The sequence below is a fragment of the Haladaptatus sp. SPP-AMP-3 genome (assembly GCF_049568665.1).
GTDB classification, from domain to species: domain Archaea; phylum Halobacteriota; class Halobacteria; order Halobacteriales; family Haladaptataceae; genus Haladaptatus; species Haladaptatus paucihalophilus.
The window spans coordinates 299,574-316,034 of the sequence record NZ_CP145902.1 but is presented as its reverse complement, the minus strand read 5'-3'; the positions used below and the strand labels follow the sequence as shown (position 1 = coordinate 316,034).

Here is a 16,461-nt window from a genome sequence, read left to right as displayed (position 1 = left end):
TACGAACTGAAGGATAATAAGGTGCAGTATTGGGAATATTACGAAAAATATTGGAAGAAGATCTAAATATGAACGAGGTGATGTCGAGACCGTCACCGTAGATAACGAGGCCGACCTGGTCAGGGTCAAGGGGAGTGCCAATGTCAACACCATCGCACAAGCTATCGAGGACGCAGGCTACATCGTCTTGGTTCTCTACTATCTGTCGTGTCCTCACGCTCGTTTCAGTAACTCCGATAGGTGAACCGCCTCGGGTCAAGTGGTTCGAGACACCGAAGGCGTCTCGTCATCACGAGAGAGCGACGCTCTCTCGAACGACCCCGAGGCATTCGGCCTGTTCCGCCTGTAGATGCTCTATCGGAGTACCTCTGTCGAGTCTTTATAATCCAGTCACTCACAGGCAGGAATAACTCATCAGTACTCGGCGGCGACATCGTCTAACACGCGGTCGAATCGTTCGCGAACGTCTTCGGCGATACCGTCGAGGGCTGGATTCTCGACGACACCCAGCAGGATATCGGGGTCAACAGCGCTGACGACCACGTCGCCGTCGTCCTTGTAGACGACGACGTTACAGGGCAGCAGCGCGCCGAGGTCGCGTTCGGCGTCCAGTCCCTGTTCGGCTAGCGGTGGGTTACACGCGCCGAGGATGCGGTACTCCGGATATCCCTCGATGTCGAGTTTTTCTTCGAGTTTCGCTTGTAGGTTGATGTCGCTCAGCACGCCGAACTTCTCGGCTTCTAGCGCGTTGACAGTCGAGTCGACAACATCTTGAAATGGGCCATCAACGCGGCGGGTCATCGTGTAGCTCATAACCATCTCACGGTTCGTCCGCCATCAGTATAGTGTTTAAGGTACACTCATGGTGGCTACGAACATGCCTTCGAAACACGAGGATGAAATTCCTACAGTGCGACTAAGTTTCGTTCTCAGGGGACGAGAATCAACGACTCGATATAATTCATCAGTCATTGTAGTACTAGATGTAAGGGTGAACTAAACATGACTCTCGCACGCCGACTCGAAACGAGAACTGCGACGCTGGCCACTCTCGCGACGACGCTCCTCGCAACGACGACGGGAACGGTCGTCGCTCACACCAACGGGGCTATCGGCGGCGCCCACTTGTGGGGCGGTCACATGTGGGGTGACGGCTGGATGGCTGGTCCTGGGTGGATGGGTCTCTGGGGACTCTTTTGGATGGGGCTCCTTATCGCGATACCTCTTGCACTCGTGTACCTCGCTAGGCGCCGCGAAACCGAGCGCGGGACCGACCCTGCAACGGCGGTACTTCGAGAGCGATACGCCCGCGGCGAGATCGACGACGATGAGTTCGAACGGCTACGAGCGAAACTCTCGTAGCTCAGCCCTCTATTTCAACCGTGGGGCTTGTCCCAGCGGCCAGTGATGCGTTACCTCTCGTGACCAGTTGGTCGTGGTCGATTCCAAAAGGAGCAGTACCCGAAAATGAAGACGCCCCACACGCCTGTGCTTCCATTAGGTGGATATATTCCAATGTTCGGGGAAATCACCCTTCAGGGCAGTGGGGATGTCGTCCAACAGTGATCTAGCGGTAAATACCAGGTTAACCCTCGATAACAATCACACAATCGATGGTTGTGGTTCGACGAGAGAAAGTGGACCGAACTACCTAACCGCGTGGTTCCCATCACGATTACTATGGCAAATGAAACTGGAGAGATCCGTGTGTGGCTTGTCGAACGTGGATACAACAACCGCGACCTCATCATCCTCAAATACGCGACCCCCGATGGTGAGCGGCTCTTCCGGCGAGAACTCGCTGCACATGCAGTCGATATGGATTCGGTGACCGCTGCAAAGAATGTCTCTCCCGACGATCTCGAAACCGTTGATGATTCGAGCCTACAAGAACGGTACGAAGCCGAAGTCAATCGAATGTCCGACAAACACGACCCCGACGATTCGATTTAACTGAGTAGAATTTTCCATCGCACGCATTGTGAACTACCTGGATAAAATCGACTCGATTTCGACAAGCGGATCTGATTCAGGTACAATTCTAACCGATGTAGTAATTTCGGCCCGTTCAGTGACAAAGATTCTCTACCGTTTTCCAACATGTTGAAGATGAGTTAGTAGTAGAGGCTTAGTCCGCTGGTTGGGTGTGTTCGCCGTGGTCCTCCGTGGATTCGGATTGATGGAGCCAGTAGAGGAACAAGAAGAACCCAGTCGCCAGTACGTTCAGCACCATCTTGTAGTTCATCTCGATTTTGACCTCGGCGATTTTGGCAGTCGAGGGATCCGGGATAAGACCGGCACCGAGGAACAGGAAGTGAATGACAAACCCAGTGAAGACTGCTGCGACGAAAATCATCCCCGAGAGGATGGCCGCGAATTTCGTTCCGTAGTACTCCCGATAAGCGTCCATGATCGGCGGGACAATGAGGTCCGCGTAGATGTAACTCAGGACGCTACCGAACGGGAGACCGTTCGTCCAGAGGACGGTACCGAACGGAACGTTCCCGACCGAACAGACGAAGGTGGCGACGCCGATAATCGCGCCGACAACCGCGGTCCAGAAGATGTACACCGGCACACCGAACACCGGTCCCGAAAAGACCGACGTCCAGACTTGCTTGGGAATGAATCCGGCGATGAGACCGGCAAAGATGAACCCGATAGCGATTTCATCCCAGAGCATTCCCCATTCTTTCCACTGTTTGTCGGCAAGCGACCTCCACCCGGAGAGTGATGTTGCCTGCTCACGAATGGTTGTGTTAGCCTCTTCAGGGTCGAAGCTCTCCTTACAGGATTGTGAACAGAAATAGTAGGTCTGTCCGTCGTGTTCGGTCGAGTAGTCGGCCTCCTCGGGATTAACTTCCATTCCACAGACTGGGTCTTGTACGGTTGGACTCCCTTCGTCGAGGACGTTCTGTCGGGCTTGATCGAGAACCTCGTCGGGCACGAGATAAACGAATCCGAATGCCATCACCCCGATAAGTATGAACCCGCCGATGATGTCCGCGGCGAGGAACTGCCACCCGAGGAGGATCCAAATGACCGCGCCGATCTCGATGACGAGGTTCGTCGACGCGAACATGAACGCGCCGATGGTGGCGGCTGCAGAGCCACCCTTCTTGAAGAGGTTTTTCGCCGTGGCGATGGCACTGTAGGAACACGACGAAGAGATGAATCCGAACAGTGAGCCATAACCGATTTCACGCAGGCCATGTCCCTCGAGTAGGTCTGCAACTTCTTCATTCGACGTCCACGCTTCCACGCCACCAGCGATGGCGAACCCGATTACGAGCGCCCACCACGTAATCCATGCCATGGCGATAGTAGTCGTCGCCGCGTGCTTCGTACTCTCGATAAAGAACGTACTCAGCGGTTTTGAAGTCGTAAATACGCCGATACCGATGGTAGCGAGGGCGATGACGACGAGGATCGCGTATTCTCTTTTCTCCATGTCACGTAATACGGGAGTCCCACCTAATCGTGTTATGACTAACACATCGGTAGTATACTCGGTCAGGAGTGCCTGCTCACTAACTATGCTGGCGGTCTACTTAGATTTCCAAAGTGGAGATGGAACCGAGCCGCGGTATTTCGCGATTCAGGAGAGAGAATTGGCCAGACAATTCACTTAGAAGCCCGATTGGGACGATTTTAAATGATTCCGGACCGAGCAAAAACAATAAGCAGAGAAAATCCACACTGCTTTATTGGAGCCACAACCATCCACATCCGTGTGTGAGGACAGTCCCCCTCGTAAACTCCTCTCCCTCTTGGGTGACGAACACGTCCAAACCATACTATCTGTTACGAGTGAGCAACCCATGTCCGCGAACGAACTGAGCGATACCTGTGGTATTTCACTACCGACTGTGTACAGACGGCTGGAGGAACTGGTCGAACACGACTTGCTTTCCGAACAGAACGAGATAGCACCCGACGGGAATCACTACAAGAAGTACGAAGCGACAATCGAACGTATCGGAGTTCGACTTCATCAAGGAGAGTTTGAGGTAGACATCGAAGACAGGTCGGTGACCGATGCTCCGGAGCGATTCAATCGGTTGTGGGATGACATTCGGGGGGATGATTCCTAATGCACGCGGGTCTCATCGCCGCGAAAATCATCGTCGTTATACTTGGTGTCCTTATCGCACTCCAAAGTTATCGTGCGTACGAGCGATACGACAATCAACCGATGCTCTATCTCGCGATCGGGTTTGTAACTATCAGCATCGGCGCCGTCATTGAAGGTGTGCTGTTCGACATCGCCGACGTGTCGATTTTCTATTCCGGTATGATCCAGTCGATAATCGTCATCGTTGGAATGAGCTTTATCCTCTATTCCCTCTACTACCAACCGACGTAGAAGCGCAGTAGAACCGATTAAATCTCGCATCTGAACGGTGCAAATCCAGTTTTGAGCGATATCGACACGTGGACAACGGGACATTCTCCAATGATACTCCGGATGTACGATCACCGATCGTTGCTGTCCCGTCGAAGGCGGCTACGTCGAGCCTCAAACTCCTCTTCGGAGAGGTCTCCACGTGCGTATGCTAATCGGAGTTCTTCGAGCGCCCGGTCGGTCCCCACGTCATTTCTGGTAAATGCACGATAGAGGAGGTAGCCGCCTCCGAGTAAGATGAGCAGTGGAACAAGCATCAGTATCCACCCCCAGATCGGAGTAACTCCACCTCCATACCCCGGTCCCATCATCCATCCACCCATCAGAGGGAATGCAATCAGCATCATTACTACCGGGATGAGCAGAATGATTGCGAGAACGATGAGGACGATTCGGATGAACGAACCGCTTTGATCTGCTGTCGTCATAGGTGTGGATATAGGGGCTGGAACCACATACAAGTTAACCCGATACAAACGAAGTAGACCGAATTTCTGCAAAGTGCGTCACCGAAGCAGGAAGTCCCACCGTCAAGCGCAAGCAGTCAGGCGAGCGGTAGGGTAGGTAGTTCACCCACAACGACTACCGATTTTCACGGAGGGGCTGTTCGGTCAGCGATGGTCGTGACCGTGATCCTCATGGGTCGGTTCCGATGGAAGCCCTTCCCATGACCGGGAACGGTACGTCTCCGGTTCTCGCTCGAAGGCTCGCTTGCAGGTCTCCGAGCAGAAGTAGAACGTCTCGTCATCGTGGGTTACCGAGATACCGTTCGGTTCGACCCGCATGCCACACACTGGATCTCGGATTTGGCTCGGTGCGCCGAGACCCTTTCGGTAGACGTAATAAAGGAATCCCGAGAGAGCGAACGCGATTATGTTGAGGACGAAAGTGTAATTGAGTTCAAAGTACGTCTGTTCGGTTGCAGTTTTGCCACCGGCGAGATTTGGCACGATGCCAAATAGGTCGAACAACTCCTCCATGAGAAAACCCGTGAACGCCATCGTCACGAAGAAGACGCCGAAGATGTACAGCATGACGCGCCAGCCGTAGTACTTCCTGTAGACGTTCAGTACTGGAATAGTGATGAGGTCGGCATACACGAACGCGATGACGCCAGCAAAGCTCACACCGCCAGACCAGAGTGCAACAGCGAACGGGACGTTTCCGATGCTTCCGACGAAGCTGATTACCGCAATAGCGACACCCATCACCGCGTTTTCAGCACTCACGAACGTGCTACTTCCTTTAAGGAATAGCGTGTTCCACACAGATTGAGGGACGAACACGATGACGAATCCGGAGATGAGAAAGCCAGCGATGACGTCCTTGTAGAGCATCGACCATTCCTTGCGGTACTGATTGCCGAGTTTGTACCATCCACCCCACGATGTGAGTTCGGTACGCCAGCCACCTTGTCCCGCCAATTTCTGTTCGTATGTCTCCATACACCCTTGCGAGCAGAATTCGAGCGTGTCTCCCCCGTCAGTGACGAGAGTGAATTCCTCGCTCCCCTCCATTCCACAGGTCGGATCCATCTCGATTCCTCCCTCGGAATCCCGTGCATTCAATTCGTCACGAGCTCGCTCAAACATCTCCTCGGGAAGGGTAAAGTGGATGATGATGCCCATCACGAGGATGAGAATAAGCCCACCAAGAAGTTCGGCAACGAGGAACTCCCATCCAAGAAGGATAAGAATCATCAACCCAAGTTCGACGATGAGGTTCGTGCTCGCGAACATGAACGCGAGGGTGTTCATCGGATGGGCCCCCTTTCGAAAGAGGCCTTTTGCGATCGCTGCAGCGCCGAAACTACAGCCGCTGCTCGCTGCACCGAATCCAGTCGCTTTGGCAAGACTCGAGATGGATTCACTTCCCAGAAGTTGGGCCATCCGTTCCTTGGAGACGTAGACCTGCACCCAACTCGTTATGATCAACCCCATGATGATGGCCCACGCTGCCGTCCAGAGAAACCCCGTACCAATGCGTAGCGCTTCCAAGACATTTGCCACGAGTGACGCTATCATACCCCATACAAGAAACGTGCTCATCAACCATCTTTCTTGTGTGAGTTTGGGCTCGAACCCCAGAGACTCAGCAGTTCCGTCTATAGAGATTCGATAGTGAAATTGTTAACCGACGACGCAACCGATCTTTGTGAACGTACCTCGCGGTCAAGCCACGGCGCACTCGCGCTGTATTTTCTGTAGATCGACGATTTCGTAGTGTGATAGGATATAGGCGGATCTGAGTCAGTTAACTCCAAAAGATCTCGGTCAGCACAGCCCTAATCGAATTTGGAGTAAAGGGGTACCATATCCTGTGCAGTTTGGAATAGCAGCCACAATATTATTATCTTCATCACCACAAAGGTGTTCTACCACGGAACGACGAGGAGGTACGGGATTGATTCGGTTACCACAAACGACAGTACGAAAACCATGCAAGTACACCAACTCCTAAAACAGACCGAACACGCGCTCGCTCCAGTTCGACACGTGATGAAACCGGTCCTCTCGAATCCTATTGTGATGGGAATCTGGGCTCTTCTCGTCGTCGTTTCGGTTGGGATTCTCCTCCGGGACATACGCCGCCGCAACCAAGCGCTGCCGTCGCTAATGAAGGGGGTCTGGACACTGGTCGTGCTCTACTCCGGTCCGTTCGGACTCGCTGTCTACTGGTACTCCGGGCGGACTCAGATCAGTCACGATTCGCTGTGGCGGCGCGGCTTCCGTTCGACGGCCCACTGCTATTCGGGATGCGGAGCGGGCGAAGTCGTTGGGTTCGCGCTGCTCGCAGGGCTTCTTGCGCTCCAGAGTACGCTCATAACGACGTTAGGGACGTTTACACTCGCGTACCTCTTCGGCTACGCACTCACCGTTGGCCCGCTTATGCAGGAGGGCGTTGGTTTCCGTGAGGCGATGTTCGACGCGCTCTACAGCGAAACACCGAGCATCACGATTATGGAGATCGCAGCAATTGGAACGGACCTGTTGATCGCTAGCCAAGCGAAGATCAGCGACTTACTGTTCTGGGGTGCGCTTGCCTTTTCGCTGTCCATCGGGTTCCTCTTCGCATTCCCGGTTAACGCTCTCCTCGTCCACTTCGGTGTAAAAGAGGGCATGATGAATCCAGCAGAGATAGGACGAGATCAGGGACAGGCACAGACGGCTGACTAGCAACCGAGTCTCTCGTGCCCTCTACTAATGTGGAAGCTATCGACCAGCTGCGTGAGGAGAGTTCGGGATGTAAATTGATCCCCCTGACAATCAGTCCACAACTGCCGCGAAATATATCACATCGCTGCCAGGACTGGTCTCACCGATATTGAAAAACCAGCAGCTCGAAGCGTACATGGGAAAATCAATACGTCGATGAACCTCGCTGAGATGAGAACAAACGGGGTCTACCTCATGACTCCATCAATTCGATTCGCCACGTCGTACTCTTCGAGCGACCCCACTGCTTGAGCGAGATGTCTGAGAGTTCGTCCCGAAGCTGGCTGAGATACTGCGCGACAGCCTTCGGAGACCCATCGAGCTCACTGGCAATATCGCGAGCCCGAAGGTACGTCGGCTCGGTGTCGGCTCTCTCGACGAGATACGCTCGAACCGTTTGACGGGTAACGTTCGACATATTGAATCAGAATATCGATGATCAGCGCAGCCACCCGAGGAGCTTGTAGTCGTGATCTGGCGTGTACTGACGGAACAACAAGCTGTTGGTGAGCACCGACACACTGGAGAAGGCCATTGCACCTGCAGCAAGCACAGGCTGGAGCAGACCGAGCGACGCCAGCGGGATCATTGCGGTATTGTAACCCAGTGCCCACACGAGGTTCTGCTTGATCTTTGCGATGGTCCCATCGCTAATACGGATGGCCTTCACGACGTCGAGTGGATCATCACGCATCAGCGTCACATCGGCGGCTTCGATAGCGACATCGGTACCACTGCCGATAGCCGTCCCGACATACGCGACGGCAAGTGCTGGCGCATCGTTCACACCGTCTCCAACCATCATCGCTTTGCGGCCCTCGTCCTGGATAGCTTCGACCGCGTCAGACTTCTCGTCGGGCAGAACTTCCGCACGGACGTTGCAAAAAGTGTAGCGACCAATCGACAGACGCCATGAGGTATTATTCGAGTACTCGGGTATCCAGAGCCGTGGTAGTGTTACAATGTCGACGACCACTACATTAAGAACCGATAAAGTACGCAACTCATGCTGGAACGTACTGGGAAACAGTTTACCGTCAGCACTCCAAAAAGATAGATATGGGAAACGAATGCACATACTGTGGTAGCAATATCGAGCGACACGACCCTGTATTCGTTAATGCGGGCACGAACACCAGTACGAACCAAGCGGGACAGTTCTGCAATTATGCCTGCCTCGCAACACACATCGAAGAAGAGGGATTGACTGATGGTGCCGCTTGTGAGTGGCCCTGCTAAGTTCAGACCAACTCTCATCCAATTATTGGTCAGGCATTATGCACCAATGTCATATTGGTTGAATGTGTCCGAAAGAGAGACGATCCATAATTAGCGAACAAGTCGAGTCTTAACTGTCGCCAGCAATCCAGTCCGTTTGGTCGACTCGATTTCTGAGCTGTTTGAGTCTGTCTGTTCTTCCGCATTCTCGTCGTCGTCCAGTTTCGCTTCTTCGTACTCGGCAATCATATGAGCCACGTGACGATTACACATATACATGAATACGATTCCGACCTACATAACTGTTTGATTGATGGCAGGAGTAGTCAGGTGGTCGATAATATCATATCGAATGGCCGGTAGGGAGGTGGTTCGCGTCTCGTGCTTTTAGATTCTCCACAATCTCTTTATGCTACTTGGGGCAAAATTGTACTGTATGCCCTATACCCTAAATGAGGAAATCGACGGTGATTTCGACGCTGTCGTAGAGGTGACGATCAACTCACTCGAAAAGGAAGGATTTGGAGTCCTCTGTGACATCGATGTCCAGAAGACATTCAAAGAAAAGCTCGATGAGGATTTCCGGAATTATCGGATTCTGGGGGCCTGCAATCCTCAGTTAGCACACCAGGCGCTAGAGGAAGAGATCGAGCTTGGTGCCCTCCTCCTTGTAACGTGATCGTCTACGAAACTGACGATGGTAGTGTTACCGTGAGTGCCGTCGACCCGAAACAGTTGGTGGGGGTTGCAGACAATTCCAAACTTGATTCGGTCGCCAACGAGGTCCACGGACGATTTGAACGCGTTCTGTCCGATATCGAAACGAACGGTGGGGAGTGACGATGTCGATCACCGCCTCATCGGTCATGTACATCGTTAGTCTGCTACGTGAGCGACCATCATTGAGTTGTCTGTTGGTTCGATATCACGGTTAAAAGTGCTGTCCGCTAATATCTACAGGAGCTAACGAAACGAGCCAACGACGTCCAATCATTGTCTTACACCACTCATTTGGGGAATGTCTCGATCCGAGGTCATTCAAATACTACTAGCTTAATCTTCTGAAGTGACGTTTGCGGGCTGAAACCCGCCAGAAACACAAATTCCGAGAAAGTAACAACGCATAATATTATAGTCGATAGAGGAGCTACGAGTTCAGTGTCACGATCGGGAAGGAATACAGGACCAATTACAGAAATAGGTTTGTAATGTAATCCGGTTCGTACTTAAAAGAGATACGAAGAAGGTGTTACCCACTTTATGCGATTTTGGTTAACAAATTAAGACACTAGATAGATTCCGTGAGCGATTCGCTCACAGAAAATACATGATCTAGCGATTCTAACACCTCTTCGTAAAAAAATCGGATAGTATCAGATATACGCTCCTGTGCAGTCGTACTGTAACAGACGAAGGGGTCGATTGATACGTCGCTTAAGGCCGACACTGATTTACTTACTCTCTTAGAATGTGTATGCAGTGTCTGGTGAGTTGTCCCGAGAACCAGAACAGCATCGGAGCGTGATTTATAAAGATGATTCACTATCGTCTACGGTGAAAAATTGGATACTTCTTGATGGAAACCGTTTAGTCGTCACTGGATTAATCGGATTGTCGGTTTTCGTTGTACTGTACGGTCTGTGGGAAGCAGGTATCATTTCCTTCCAGAATTCATCCGCAATCACACGACTCTCAAGTGGGCTAATCGCAGGTGAATTCTCCCTCTTGACAATCGTTCTAGCCATCAATCAGTTAATCCTCTCCCAAGAGATGGGTCCAGCAGGGAAGATACTGGAACGATTGGATGGGATGATGGAATTTAGACATCGATTCGAGCGGGTCGCTGATGTGGATGTAACACCCCCAGAACCGGTAGAGATGTTGAACGCCCTCGCTCACAGTACGATGAGTGAAGTCGACCGACTCGAATCCACCACTACCGGGATCGAAAATTCTAATCTCAAAAATCTCATTTCGTCATACTGCACACTAACTAAAGAAAGTATTGCAAATATCCAAAAAATACTAGACGAATCGAAACCAGGGGCATTCAGTGCATTATCGGGTGCTATCTCCGAAAACTATGGATGGCAAGCCCATTTAGCTCGAGAGATACAGGCTAAATATGGCGATCATCTTTCGGAAGAATCACTCGATTCACTCGAATCGATAATCGAGCTAATGAAAGTATTCAGTATTGCACGGACACACTTCAAGACCATATATATACGACGGGAGTTAGGAAGTGCATCTCGTTACTTTCTCCTGATTGGAATCCCTGGAGTTCTAAGCGCGTACGTTCTTAGCGCCATTTACGGTGGAAGCACGGGGGTACTGATTTCTAAATCGTTGGTCTCACCGGTAGCAATAGTATTGATCACGATTAGCACCCTTCCGATCGCACTCTTAGCTAGTTATATTCTCCGGACTGCGACAGTCGCTCGACGTACAGCAAACATCGGGCCGATGGTTCTTCAGAAGGAACCAAAGTTAGAGTCGATCGACGAGTGACACTAGATATTCGTTCTGCACCTCGTATGGAGAGGACATTTGCAGTTTCACTCCGGAGAGCTCGCTGCTTTGAGTTGTTTTCGTCCACTAGAATTGGGCCACACATTATTTCTAGATTGAAATGAGCAGAAATATTGTGGGATTATACCTAATAGAACGTAGCCCAATCGGTGGTCTCGATTATTGGTCGCAGAGGCCAATTATTATCAAATAAATATGATTTTTCATAGTACAGAGTATCCTGACGTATAATCGGACGGGACATGCAGTGTTAGAGGCTTTTCGTTGCCTGAGCCGGGCGTATACCGTGCATTCGTCGATGTAGTCATCGAGAGCCATTCGACGACGCTTGGATTCGACCTCTTTGCACCGGGAACAGTAACCGTAGAAGAGCGGCCAGGTACGTCACGGCAAGCCACTTGTAAGGGGTACGTGATCGACTTACTCACAGACAACGTTACTATTAGTAATTCTAATTATTGATATTTTATATATCAAGATGATGGTTCCGTAGCAGACTTAGAACCATATCTTGGGGCACTCGGCCATTTGGTCGTCCTGCGCGAGGGAGATCTCGCATATCTCCACGTGCATCACTAATCTGCTGATTGTGATTCCTGCGATGAGGGAAGACCAGGTAAATTCGGAAGGTCCAGATCTACTCTTCGGAGGAATTGTGCGTTGACAGCGACAACGACGGTAGAGAGAGACATCAAAAGGGCACCGACGGCAGGGGACAAAAGGATACCAATTGGAGCAAGGATTCCCGCTGCCAATGGAATGGCAAAAACGTTGTAACCGGCTGCCCAGACGAGATTTTCCTGCATCTTTCGGTAGCTCGCTCGACTGAGTTTAACGAGTCGCACGACATCAAGGGGATTATTCTGAACGAGGATGAGATCTGCAGACTGGACTGCAACATCTGTACCACTCCCGATTGCAATACCAATATCGGCGCGAGTGAGTGCTGGGGCGTCGTTAACTCCATCGCCGACCATTGCGACGAGTTTCCCCTGTCCTTGTAGGGTAGATATTTTCGAATCCTTGTCTTCAGGAAGCACCTCAGCAAAGTACGTGTCGATGCCAAGGTCATCCGCCACGGCTCGTGCAACGCCTTCGCTGTCGCCGGTCAACATCGCAACCTCGATATCTAATTCGTGAAGTGCTTCGATAGTCTGTCGGCTTTCGTCTCGAATTACATCTGCAAGCGCAAATGCGGCAATGGCTTCGTCGTCCCGCAGCAGATAGACGACAGTCTGTGCGTTTTTTCCAGCAACATTCGCGAATTCCGTTAGTTCAGGAGCTAGTTCAATAGCCTCCTGTTCGATGAGATTTGGACCGCCAACAAATACTCGATCCTCATCGATGGTTGCGCGGACACCACGGCCTTTGATGGCTTCAAAATCGCTTGCTTGTGGGACGGACAGTCCCTGATCGGCTGCTGCGTCACGGAGTGCTTGGGCAATCATATGCTCCGAATCGCGCTCGACAGCAGCAGCCATTGCAACAGCTTCATCATCGTTGATTCCACTGACGGTCATAACGTCAACGACGCCCTGCTCACCTTTCGTAAGAGTACCAGTTTTATCGAAAACGATAATATCGACTTCACGTGCCTGCTCCATAGCAATCCGATCACGAACGAGCATCCCATTCCGGGCCGCAAGTGACGTGTTGATAGCGACGACAAGCGGCACTGCCAGACCAAGTGCATGGGGACACGCGATAACGAGGACTGTAACAACTCGTTCAATCACCATCGCGTTAAAAGAGATGGCAATGGTCCACCCGATAGCCGTGACGACCGCTGCGGCGACTGCTGCATAAAATAGCCATCCGGCAGCTCGATCAGCAAGGACCTGTGTTCGAGACTTACTCTGTTGGGCCTCCTCGACGAGTCGCATAATACCAGCAAGTGCTGTCTCATCGCCAGTAGCCGTGATTTGAACGCGAAGACTGCCATCACCATTGATCGTCCCACCGATAACCTCATCACCAGACTCCTTGGGAACAGGACGAGATTCGCCCGTGATCATCGATTCGTTGACCTCAGAATGTCCTTCCGCAACAACACCGTCTGCAGGAACATTGGCACCGGGACGGACAAGAACACGGTCGTTGGTCTGAAGGTCACTAACAGGGACTTCTTCCGTAGTACCATCGTTTCGAATACGTTCTGCAGTGTCGGGAAGCAGTTTTGCTAATTCATTGAGTGCACCAGATGCACGCCGGACACTCCGCATTTCAATCCAATGACCCAGCAGCATGATATCGATCAGCGTCACTAGTTCCCAGAAGAATGCTGATGTTGTCGGAAGAATGACGCTCGCAAGACTGTAGACGAAGGCAACGGTGATCGCCATCGAGATGAGCGTCATCATGCCCGGTGAACGATCTCGTAGTTCCGGGAGTGCCATTTTCAGGAATGGGACACCACCATAGCCGAAAACAATTATCGCGAACACGGGATTGATCCATTCACTCCCAGGAAACGCGGGAACCGAGAACCCAAGCCACTGCTGGAGAGCCTCACTATAGAGGAGAACTGGAATCGAAAGGAGCGTCGACACAAAAAAGCGCCGTCGGAACATCTGCTCGTGGCCAGCGTGCATTCCGCCATGGCCATTGTGGTCTTGATCTCCGTCTTTGTGTCGATTGTGAGTTTCGTGTTCTGGTTCTTCCGTGTCTCGTGCTTCTTCCTCTAAGAGCGAACGCTCTACGTGAGACACCTTCCGTTCCTGCTTAGATTGTTCTTCGTCGTTTGGGTGCCTGTGGTGATTGATTTTATCCTCAGTTTTTTCTACATCCCCTGTCGAGTCGTCGTGTTCGTCCATTACTAAACCTCGAAGAGTCAGCTACGTCATCGAGCGTAAAGGAAGTATGGTTGGTTTTCACCTTTGGATTGTTCTACCTACGTACGAACGCACGTTCCAAAAAATCGTATAGGGATTCGGGAGAACGTCCGAATTCCGATTTACGCAGACGCCATGTCACGGCAGCTCTCTGCACACTCTTCGAGGACATCGGCACAGACCTGGCAGTGTTCGTGGTCGTGTCGCGAACATTCTTCGGCACATTCTTCGGCTGCACCAGCGGTGGCCTCGGCAAGTTGTGGGCTATAGTTGGAGTTGCGCGCCATGAATCGGGCATGGTCGGCGGCGAGATCGGCCACATCTCGACACAGGCGAATACACCGCGACATGTCCATCTCTTCGTCCAGACACTCGTCAGCGCACCATTCGCAGGCCTGTACCGCCTCGAAGCAGTCGTTCATACACTCTTCTCCGGTATCGCTCAGTTCGAGTTCTGATAGTGCCATCGCATTCATTACTTCAACGTCTCTGTTTTCCCCATTTGTTGCTAACAGGGTCTAGGGACGAACCACTGAATGAAGAGGGAGGGAAAGTTGGGTTTAAAAGGTACCTAGCGTTTCTGCTGATGATTGCCGACATACTTTACATCCTCGCTAGTAGATACCCAGGAAGAGGGTTAGAGATCATGGTAGAACTCGACCAAACAGATACCGATATTTTGCAACTGTTAATGGACGATGCACGTCGTTCGTACACCGACATCGGCGAGCAAGTTGGGCTGTCGGCCCCGAGCGTTTCGAATCGTATCACGCAGCTTAAAGAACTCGGGGTGATCAACGGCTTTACTGTGAATATCGACCGTTCGATGCTGGCCACGGGTGATGATATCTTGATCGAAATCGAAGCACAGCCGGGCAGTGAAGAGGCGATTGTGGAGTCATTGTCGAATGTGGACGCAGTCGAATGCATTCTGCAAGCAGTCGATATGCGAATCAGTGCTCACGCGTATATGAACGATCGAGAGATCCAGCACCTCTTCTCCGAGATATTGGACGATCAACACATCCAGAGTTACGAGATACGAAAGATAGTGAATTCCGTCTGGAAGCCACAAATCAACCGATCCGATCTTGCGATCGAATGTATCGAATGTGGAAAGCCAATCCACGGAGATGGCATAACACTCGAAACTGAAGAGCAACAATACTATCTCTGTTGTCCGTCGTGTGAATCGCTCTTCCGAGACCGATATGACGAATTGAAAAGCGGGGTTTGAAAAGGAGATGGTAGGTCCTCCGAGTACGCGTCAAACCTGTACGGCAAACCGAGCGGTTTCGACGTTGGATAGAGGTTGCAGGTTCGTCCCTCGTTCCCGTGTGAGACTCGGGTTCTATAACTGTAACAAGGAGGAGGACATCTTTAGTATTATATCTATATCTACTAATACCTGGTCCCACACCCACCCCTAAATAGTTTGCTTTATTGTTAAGAGGGTCGTTACTCCCCCGGGGGAAAATCCATGGCAGACAGATCGCGAGTTACGAATCAGACACGCAGACAGTTCCTCGGTATCGTAGGCGGAACCGCAATCGGAATGACGTCTACCGTGGCCGCACAGGAAACATCATCGGATGATACTCACCAAGAAATGTGTTGTTTCGCGCTTGGTGGTCGTGTCTCGGGTTGGCAAGGGCGGGGGCCACAATCCATCGCAGGGCAAAAGAATCCAACACTCCAACTCGAACCGGGCCGAACATATAGAGTCATGTGGCGGAACCTGGATGGACAGCCGCATACATTCGCGTTGCGGGATTCGAATGGGAAAAACCTCCCTGTGATATTTCCGAATGTGAGAACGATGCAGAATGGAGGGTCGATGATGGGAGGCCAAAATGGAACATCGATGGGAGGACAAGACGGTTACATGATGGGTGGAGAAAATGGCTCGATGATGGGTGATCACCAAAACGGGGGAACACCTCCGAAGGATGCGATCAAAGTCACACCACAACTCGCAAAGAAAGGGGCCGTTCAAGTGCTGGCATTCGTTGCGACCCGTGACATCAACCAATATCTTTGTACCACTCACCCAACGACGATGGTCGGGAAGGTAAGAATGACCCAACAAAGCGGTGATAGTGGGAATCATGGTGATGAAAGCAATCAAGGAAACACCGAAAATCACGGCCACGAAGACAAAAATGGCAACAACGGAGGGTCATAATTGCTGATTTAGAGCCTGTGGTCGACACCGCTAGTGACATCGGATGCTCACAGCGGTTCAAATCTCTACCGGGGA

At 51.6% G+C, this 16,461-nt stretch carries 16 protein-coding genes and 2 pseudogenes; 10 read left to right on the top strand and 8 right to left on the bottom strand.

The window, feature by feature from the left end:
- The first annotated feature begins 13 nt into the window (after nt 1–13).
- The gene (locus V5735_RS24360; RefSeq protein WP_423747584.1) at nt 14–244 is read left to right on the top strand and encodes a cation transporter; all 231 of its coding nucleotides are present in this window, start codon (nt 14–16) and stop codon (nt 242–244) included.
- Nucleotides 245–414: 170 nt separating this feature from the next.
- Here the strand turns inward: V5735_RS24360 and V5735_RS24355 are convergent, their stop codons facing one another.
- Entirely contained in the window at nt 415–813 is a 399-nt protein-coding gene (locus tag V5735_RS24355) for a DUF302 domain-containing protein (RefSeq protein ID WP_423747583.1), read from the bottom strand.
- Between the two features lie 189 nt (nt 814–1,002).
- Here V5735_RS24355 and V5735_RS24350 point away from each other — a divergent pair, with 189 nt between their 5' ends.
- Both V5735_RS24350 and V5735_RS24345 read left to right on the top strand, forming a co-directional pair.
- The gene (locus V5735_RS24350) at nt 1,003–1,362 is read left to right on the top strand and encodes an SHOCT domain-containing protein (RefSeq protein WP_423747328.1); all 360 of its coding nucleotides are present in this window, start codon (nt 1,003–1,005) and stop codon (nt 1,360–1,362) included.
- 318 nt (nt 1,363–1,680) lie between these two features.
- A complete protein-coding gene (locus V5735_RS24345; RefSeq protein ID WP_423747582.1) occupies nt 1,681–1,953 on the top strand; it encodes a hypothetical protein in 273 nt (90 codons plus the stop codon).
- Between the two features lie 175 nt (nt 1,954–2,128).
- Here V5735_RS24345 and V5735_RS24340 read toward each other — a convergent pair whose 3' ends face one another.
- Nucleotides 2,129–3,451 (bottom strand): permease, encoded by a 1,323-nt coding sequence (locus tag V5735_RS24340; protein ID WP_423747327.1) that lies wholly within the window; start codon nt 3,449–3,451, stop codon nt 2,129–2,131.
- Nucleotides 3,452–3,731: 280 nt separating this feature from the next.
- On the opposite strand from V5735_RS24340, the gene V5735_RS24335 reads away from it, so the two are divergent.
- The gene (locus V5735_RS24335) at nt 3,732–4,094 is read left to right on the top strand and encodes an ArsR/SmtB family transcription factor (RefSeq protein ID WP_423747326.1); all 363 of its coding nucleotides are present in this window, start codon (nt 3,732–3,734) and stop codon (nt 4,092–4,094) included.
- Nucleotides 4,094–4,366 (top strand): DUF7521 family protein, encoded by a 273-nt coding sequence (locus tag V5735_RS24330; protein WP_423747325.1) that lies wholly within the window; start codon nt 4,094–4,096, stop codon nt 4,364–4,366. Before V5735_RS24335 ends, V5735_RS24330 begins: the two co-directional genes overlap by 1 nt.
- A 110-nt stretch (nt 4,367–4,476) precedes the next feature.
- Here V5735_RS24330 and V5735_RS24325 read toward each other — a convergent pair whose 3' ends face one another.
- Nucleotides 4,477–4,833 (bottom strand): SHOCT domain-containing protein, encoded by a 357-nt coding sequence (locus V5735_RS24325; protein ID WP_423747324.1) that lies wholly within the window; start codon nt 4,831–4,833, stop codon nt 4,477–4,479.
- A 183-nt stretch (nt 4,834–5,016) separates the two neighbouring features.
- Nucleotides 5,017–6,429, bottom strand: a complete 1,413-nt coding sequence (locus V5735_RS24320) for a permease (protein ID WP_423747323.1) — start codon at nt 6,427–6,429, stop codon at nt 5,017–5,019.
- 414 nt (nt 6,430–6,843) lie between these two features.
- Here V5735_RS24320 and V5735_RS24315 point away from each other — a divergent pair, with 414 nt between their 5' ends.
- Nucleotides 6,844–7,581, top strand: a complete 738-nt coding sequence (locus V5735_RS24315) for a DUF4396 domain-containing protein (RefSeq protein ID WP_423747322.1) — start codon at nt 6,844–6,846, stop codon at nt 7,579–7,581.
- A gap of 232 nt (nt 7,582–7,813) precedes the next feature.
- On the opposite strand, the gene V5735_RS24310 is transcribed toward V5735_RS24315, so the two are convergent.
- The gene (locus V5735_RS24310; protein ID WP_423747321.1) at nt 7,814–8,038 is read right to left on the bottom strand and encodes a DUF7123 family protein; all 225 of its coding nucleotides are present in this window, start codon (nt 8,036–8,038) and stop codon (nt 7,814–7,816) included.
- A 21-nt stretch (nt 8,039–8,059) separates the two neighbouring features.
- A pseudogene (locus tag V5735_RS24305) lies at nt 8,060–8,500 on the bottom strand (HAD-IC family P-type ATPase); the annotation flags it as partial.
- Nucleotides 8,501–9,274: 774 nt separating this feature from the next.
- On the opposite strand from V5735_RS24305, the pseudogene V5735_RS24300 reads away from it, so the two are divergent.
- Together V5735_RS24300 and V5735_RS24295 are read left to right on the top strand one after the other, a co-directional pair.
- Nucleotides 9,275–9,678 (top strand): annotated as a pseudogene (locus V5735_RS24300) (DUF302 domain-containing protein).
- Nucleotides 9,679–10,317: 639 nt separating this feature from the next.
- Nucleotides 10,318–11,349, top strand: a complete 1,032-nt coding sequence (locus V5735_RS24295) for a hypothetical protein (RefSeq protein ID WP_423747320.1) — start codon at nt 10,318–10,320, stop codon at nt 11,347–11,349.
- Between the two features lie 596 nt (nt 11,350–11,945).
- On the opposite strand, the gene V5735_RS24290 is transcribed toward V5735_RS24295, so the two are convergent.
- Together V5735_RS24290 and V5735_RS24285 are read right to left on the bottom strand one after the other, a co-directional pair.
- Nucleotides 11,946–14,183 carry a copper-translocating P-type ATPase gene (locus V5735_RS24290; RefSeq protein ID WP_423747319.1) on the bottom strand — a complete coding sequence of 746 codons (2,238 nt, stop codon included), beginning with the start codon at nt 14,181–14,183 and terminating at the stop codon, nt 11,946–11,948.
- 140 nt (nt 14,184–14,323) lie between these two features.
- A complete protein-coding gene (locus V5735_RS24285) occupies nt 14,324–14,668 on the bottom strand; it encodes a four-helix bundle copper-binding protein (protein ID WP_423747318.1) in 345 nt (114 codons plus the stop codon).
- A gap of 179 nt (nt 14,669–14,847) precedes the next feature.
- Here V5735_RS24285 and V5735_RS24280 point away from each other — a divergent pair, with 179 nt between their 5' ends.
- Both V5735_RS24280 and V5735_RS24275 read left to right on the top strand, forming a co-directional pair.
- Nucleotides 14,848–15,438, top strand: a complete 591-nt coding sequence (locus V5735_RS24280; protein ID WP_423747317.1) for an AsnC family transcriptional regulator — start codon at nt 14,848–14,850, stop codon at nt 15,436–15,438.
- 600 nt (nt 15,439–16,038) lie between these two features.
- Nucleotides 16,039–16,386: a hypothetical protein gene (locus tag V5735_RS24275; RefSeq protein WP_423747316.1), complete on the top strand. Its 348-nt coding sequence runs from the start codon at nt 16,039–16,041 to the stop codon at nt 16,384–16,386.
- The last annotated feature ends 75 nt before the right edge of the window (nt 16,387–16,461 follow it).

Excerpts from the sequence above, each read along its gene's own strand:
- V5735_RS24355 (WP_423747583.1), bottom strand. The coding sequence starts at position 813 with ATGAGCTACACGATGACCCGCCGCGTTGATGGCCCATTTCAAGATGTT.
- V5735_RS24350 (WP_423747328.1), top strand. The coding sequence starts at position 1,003 with ATGACTCTCGCACGCCGACTCGAAACGAGAACTGCGACGCTGGCCACT.
- V5735_RS24345 (WP_423747582.1), top strand. The coding sequence starts at position 1,681 with ATGGCAAATGAAACTGGAGAGATCCGTGTGTGGCTTGTCGAACGTGGA.
- V5735_RS24340 (WP_423747327.1), bottom strand. The coding sequence starts at position 3,451 with ATGGAGAAAAGAGAATACGCGATCCTCGTCGTCATCGCCCTCGCTACC.
- V5735_RS24330 (WP_423747325.1), top strand. The coding sequence starts at position 4,094 with ATGCACGCGGGTCTCATCGCCGCGAAAATCATCGTCGTTATACTTGGT.
- V5735_RS24325 (WP_423747324.1), bottom strand. The coding sequence starts at position 4,833 with ATGACGACAGCAGATCAAAGCGGTTCGTTCATCCGAATCGTCCTCATC.
- V5735_RS24320 (WP_423747323.1), bottom strand. The coding sequence starts at position 6,429 with ATGATAGCGTCACTCGTGGCAAATGTCTTGGAAGCGCTACGCATTGGT.
- V5735_RS24315 (WP_423747322.1), top strand. The coding sequence starts at position 6,844 with ATGCAAGTACACCAACTCCTAAAACAGACCGAACACGCGCTCGCTCCA.
- V5735_RS24310 (WP_423747321.1), bottom strand. The coding sequence starts at position 8,038 with ATGTCGAACGTTACCCGTCAAACGGTTCGAGCGTATCTCGTCGAGAGA.
- V5735_RS24290 (WP_423747319.1), bottom strand. The coding sequence starts at position 14,183 with ATGGACGAACACGACGACTCGACAGGGGATGTAGAAAAAACTGAGGAT.
- V5735_RS24285 (WP_423747318.1), bottom strand. The coding sequence starts at position 14,668 with ATGGCACTATCAGAACTCGAACTGAGCGATACCGGAGAAGAGTGTATG.
- V5735_RS24280 (WP_423747317.1), top strand. The coding sequence starts at position 14,848 with ATGGTAGAACTCGACCAAACAGATACCGATATTTTGCAACTGTTAATG.
- V5735_RS24275 (WP_423747316.1), top strand. The coding sequence starts at position 16,039 with ATGATGGGAGGCCAAAATGGAACATCGATGGGAGGACAAGACGGTTAC.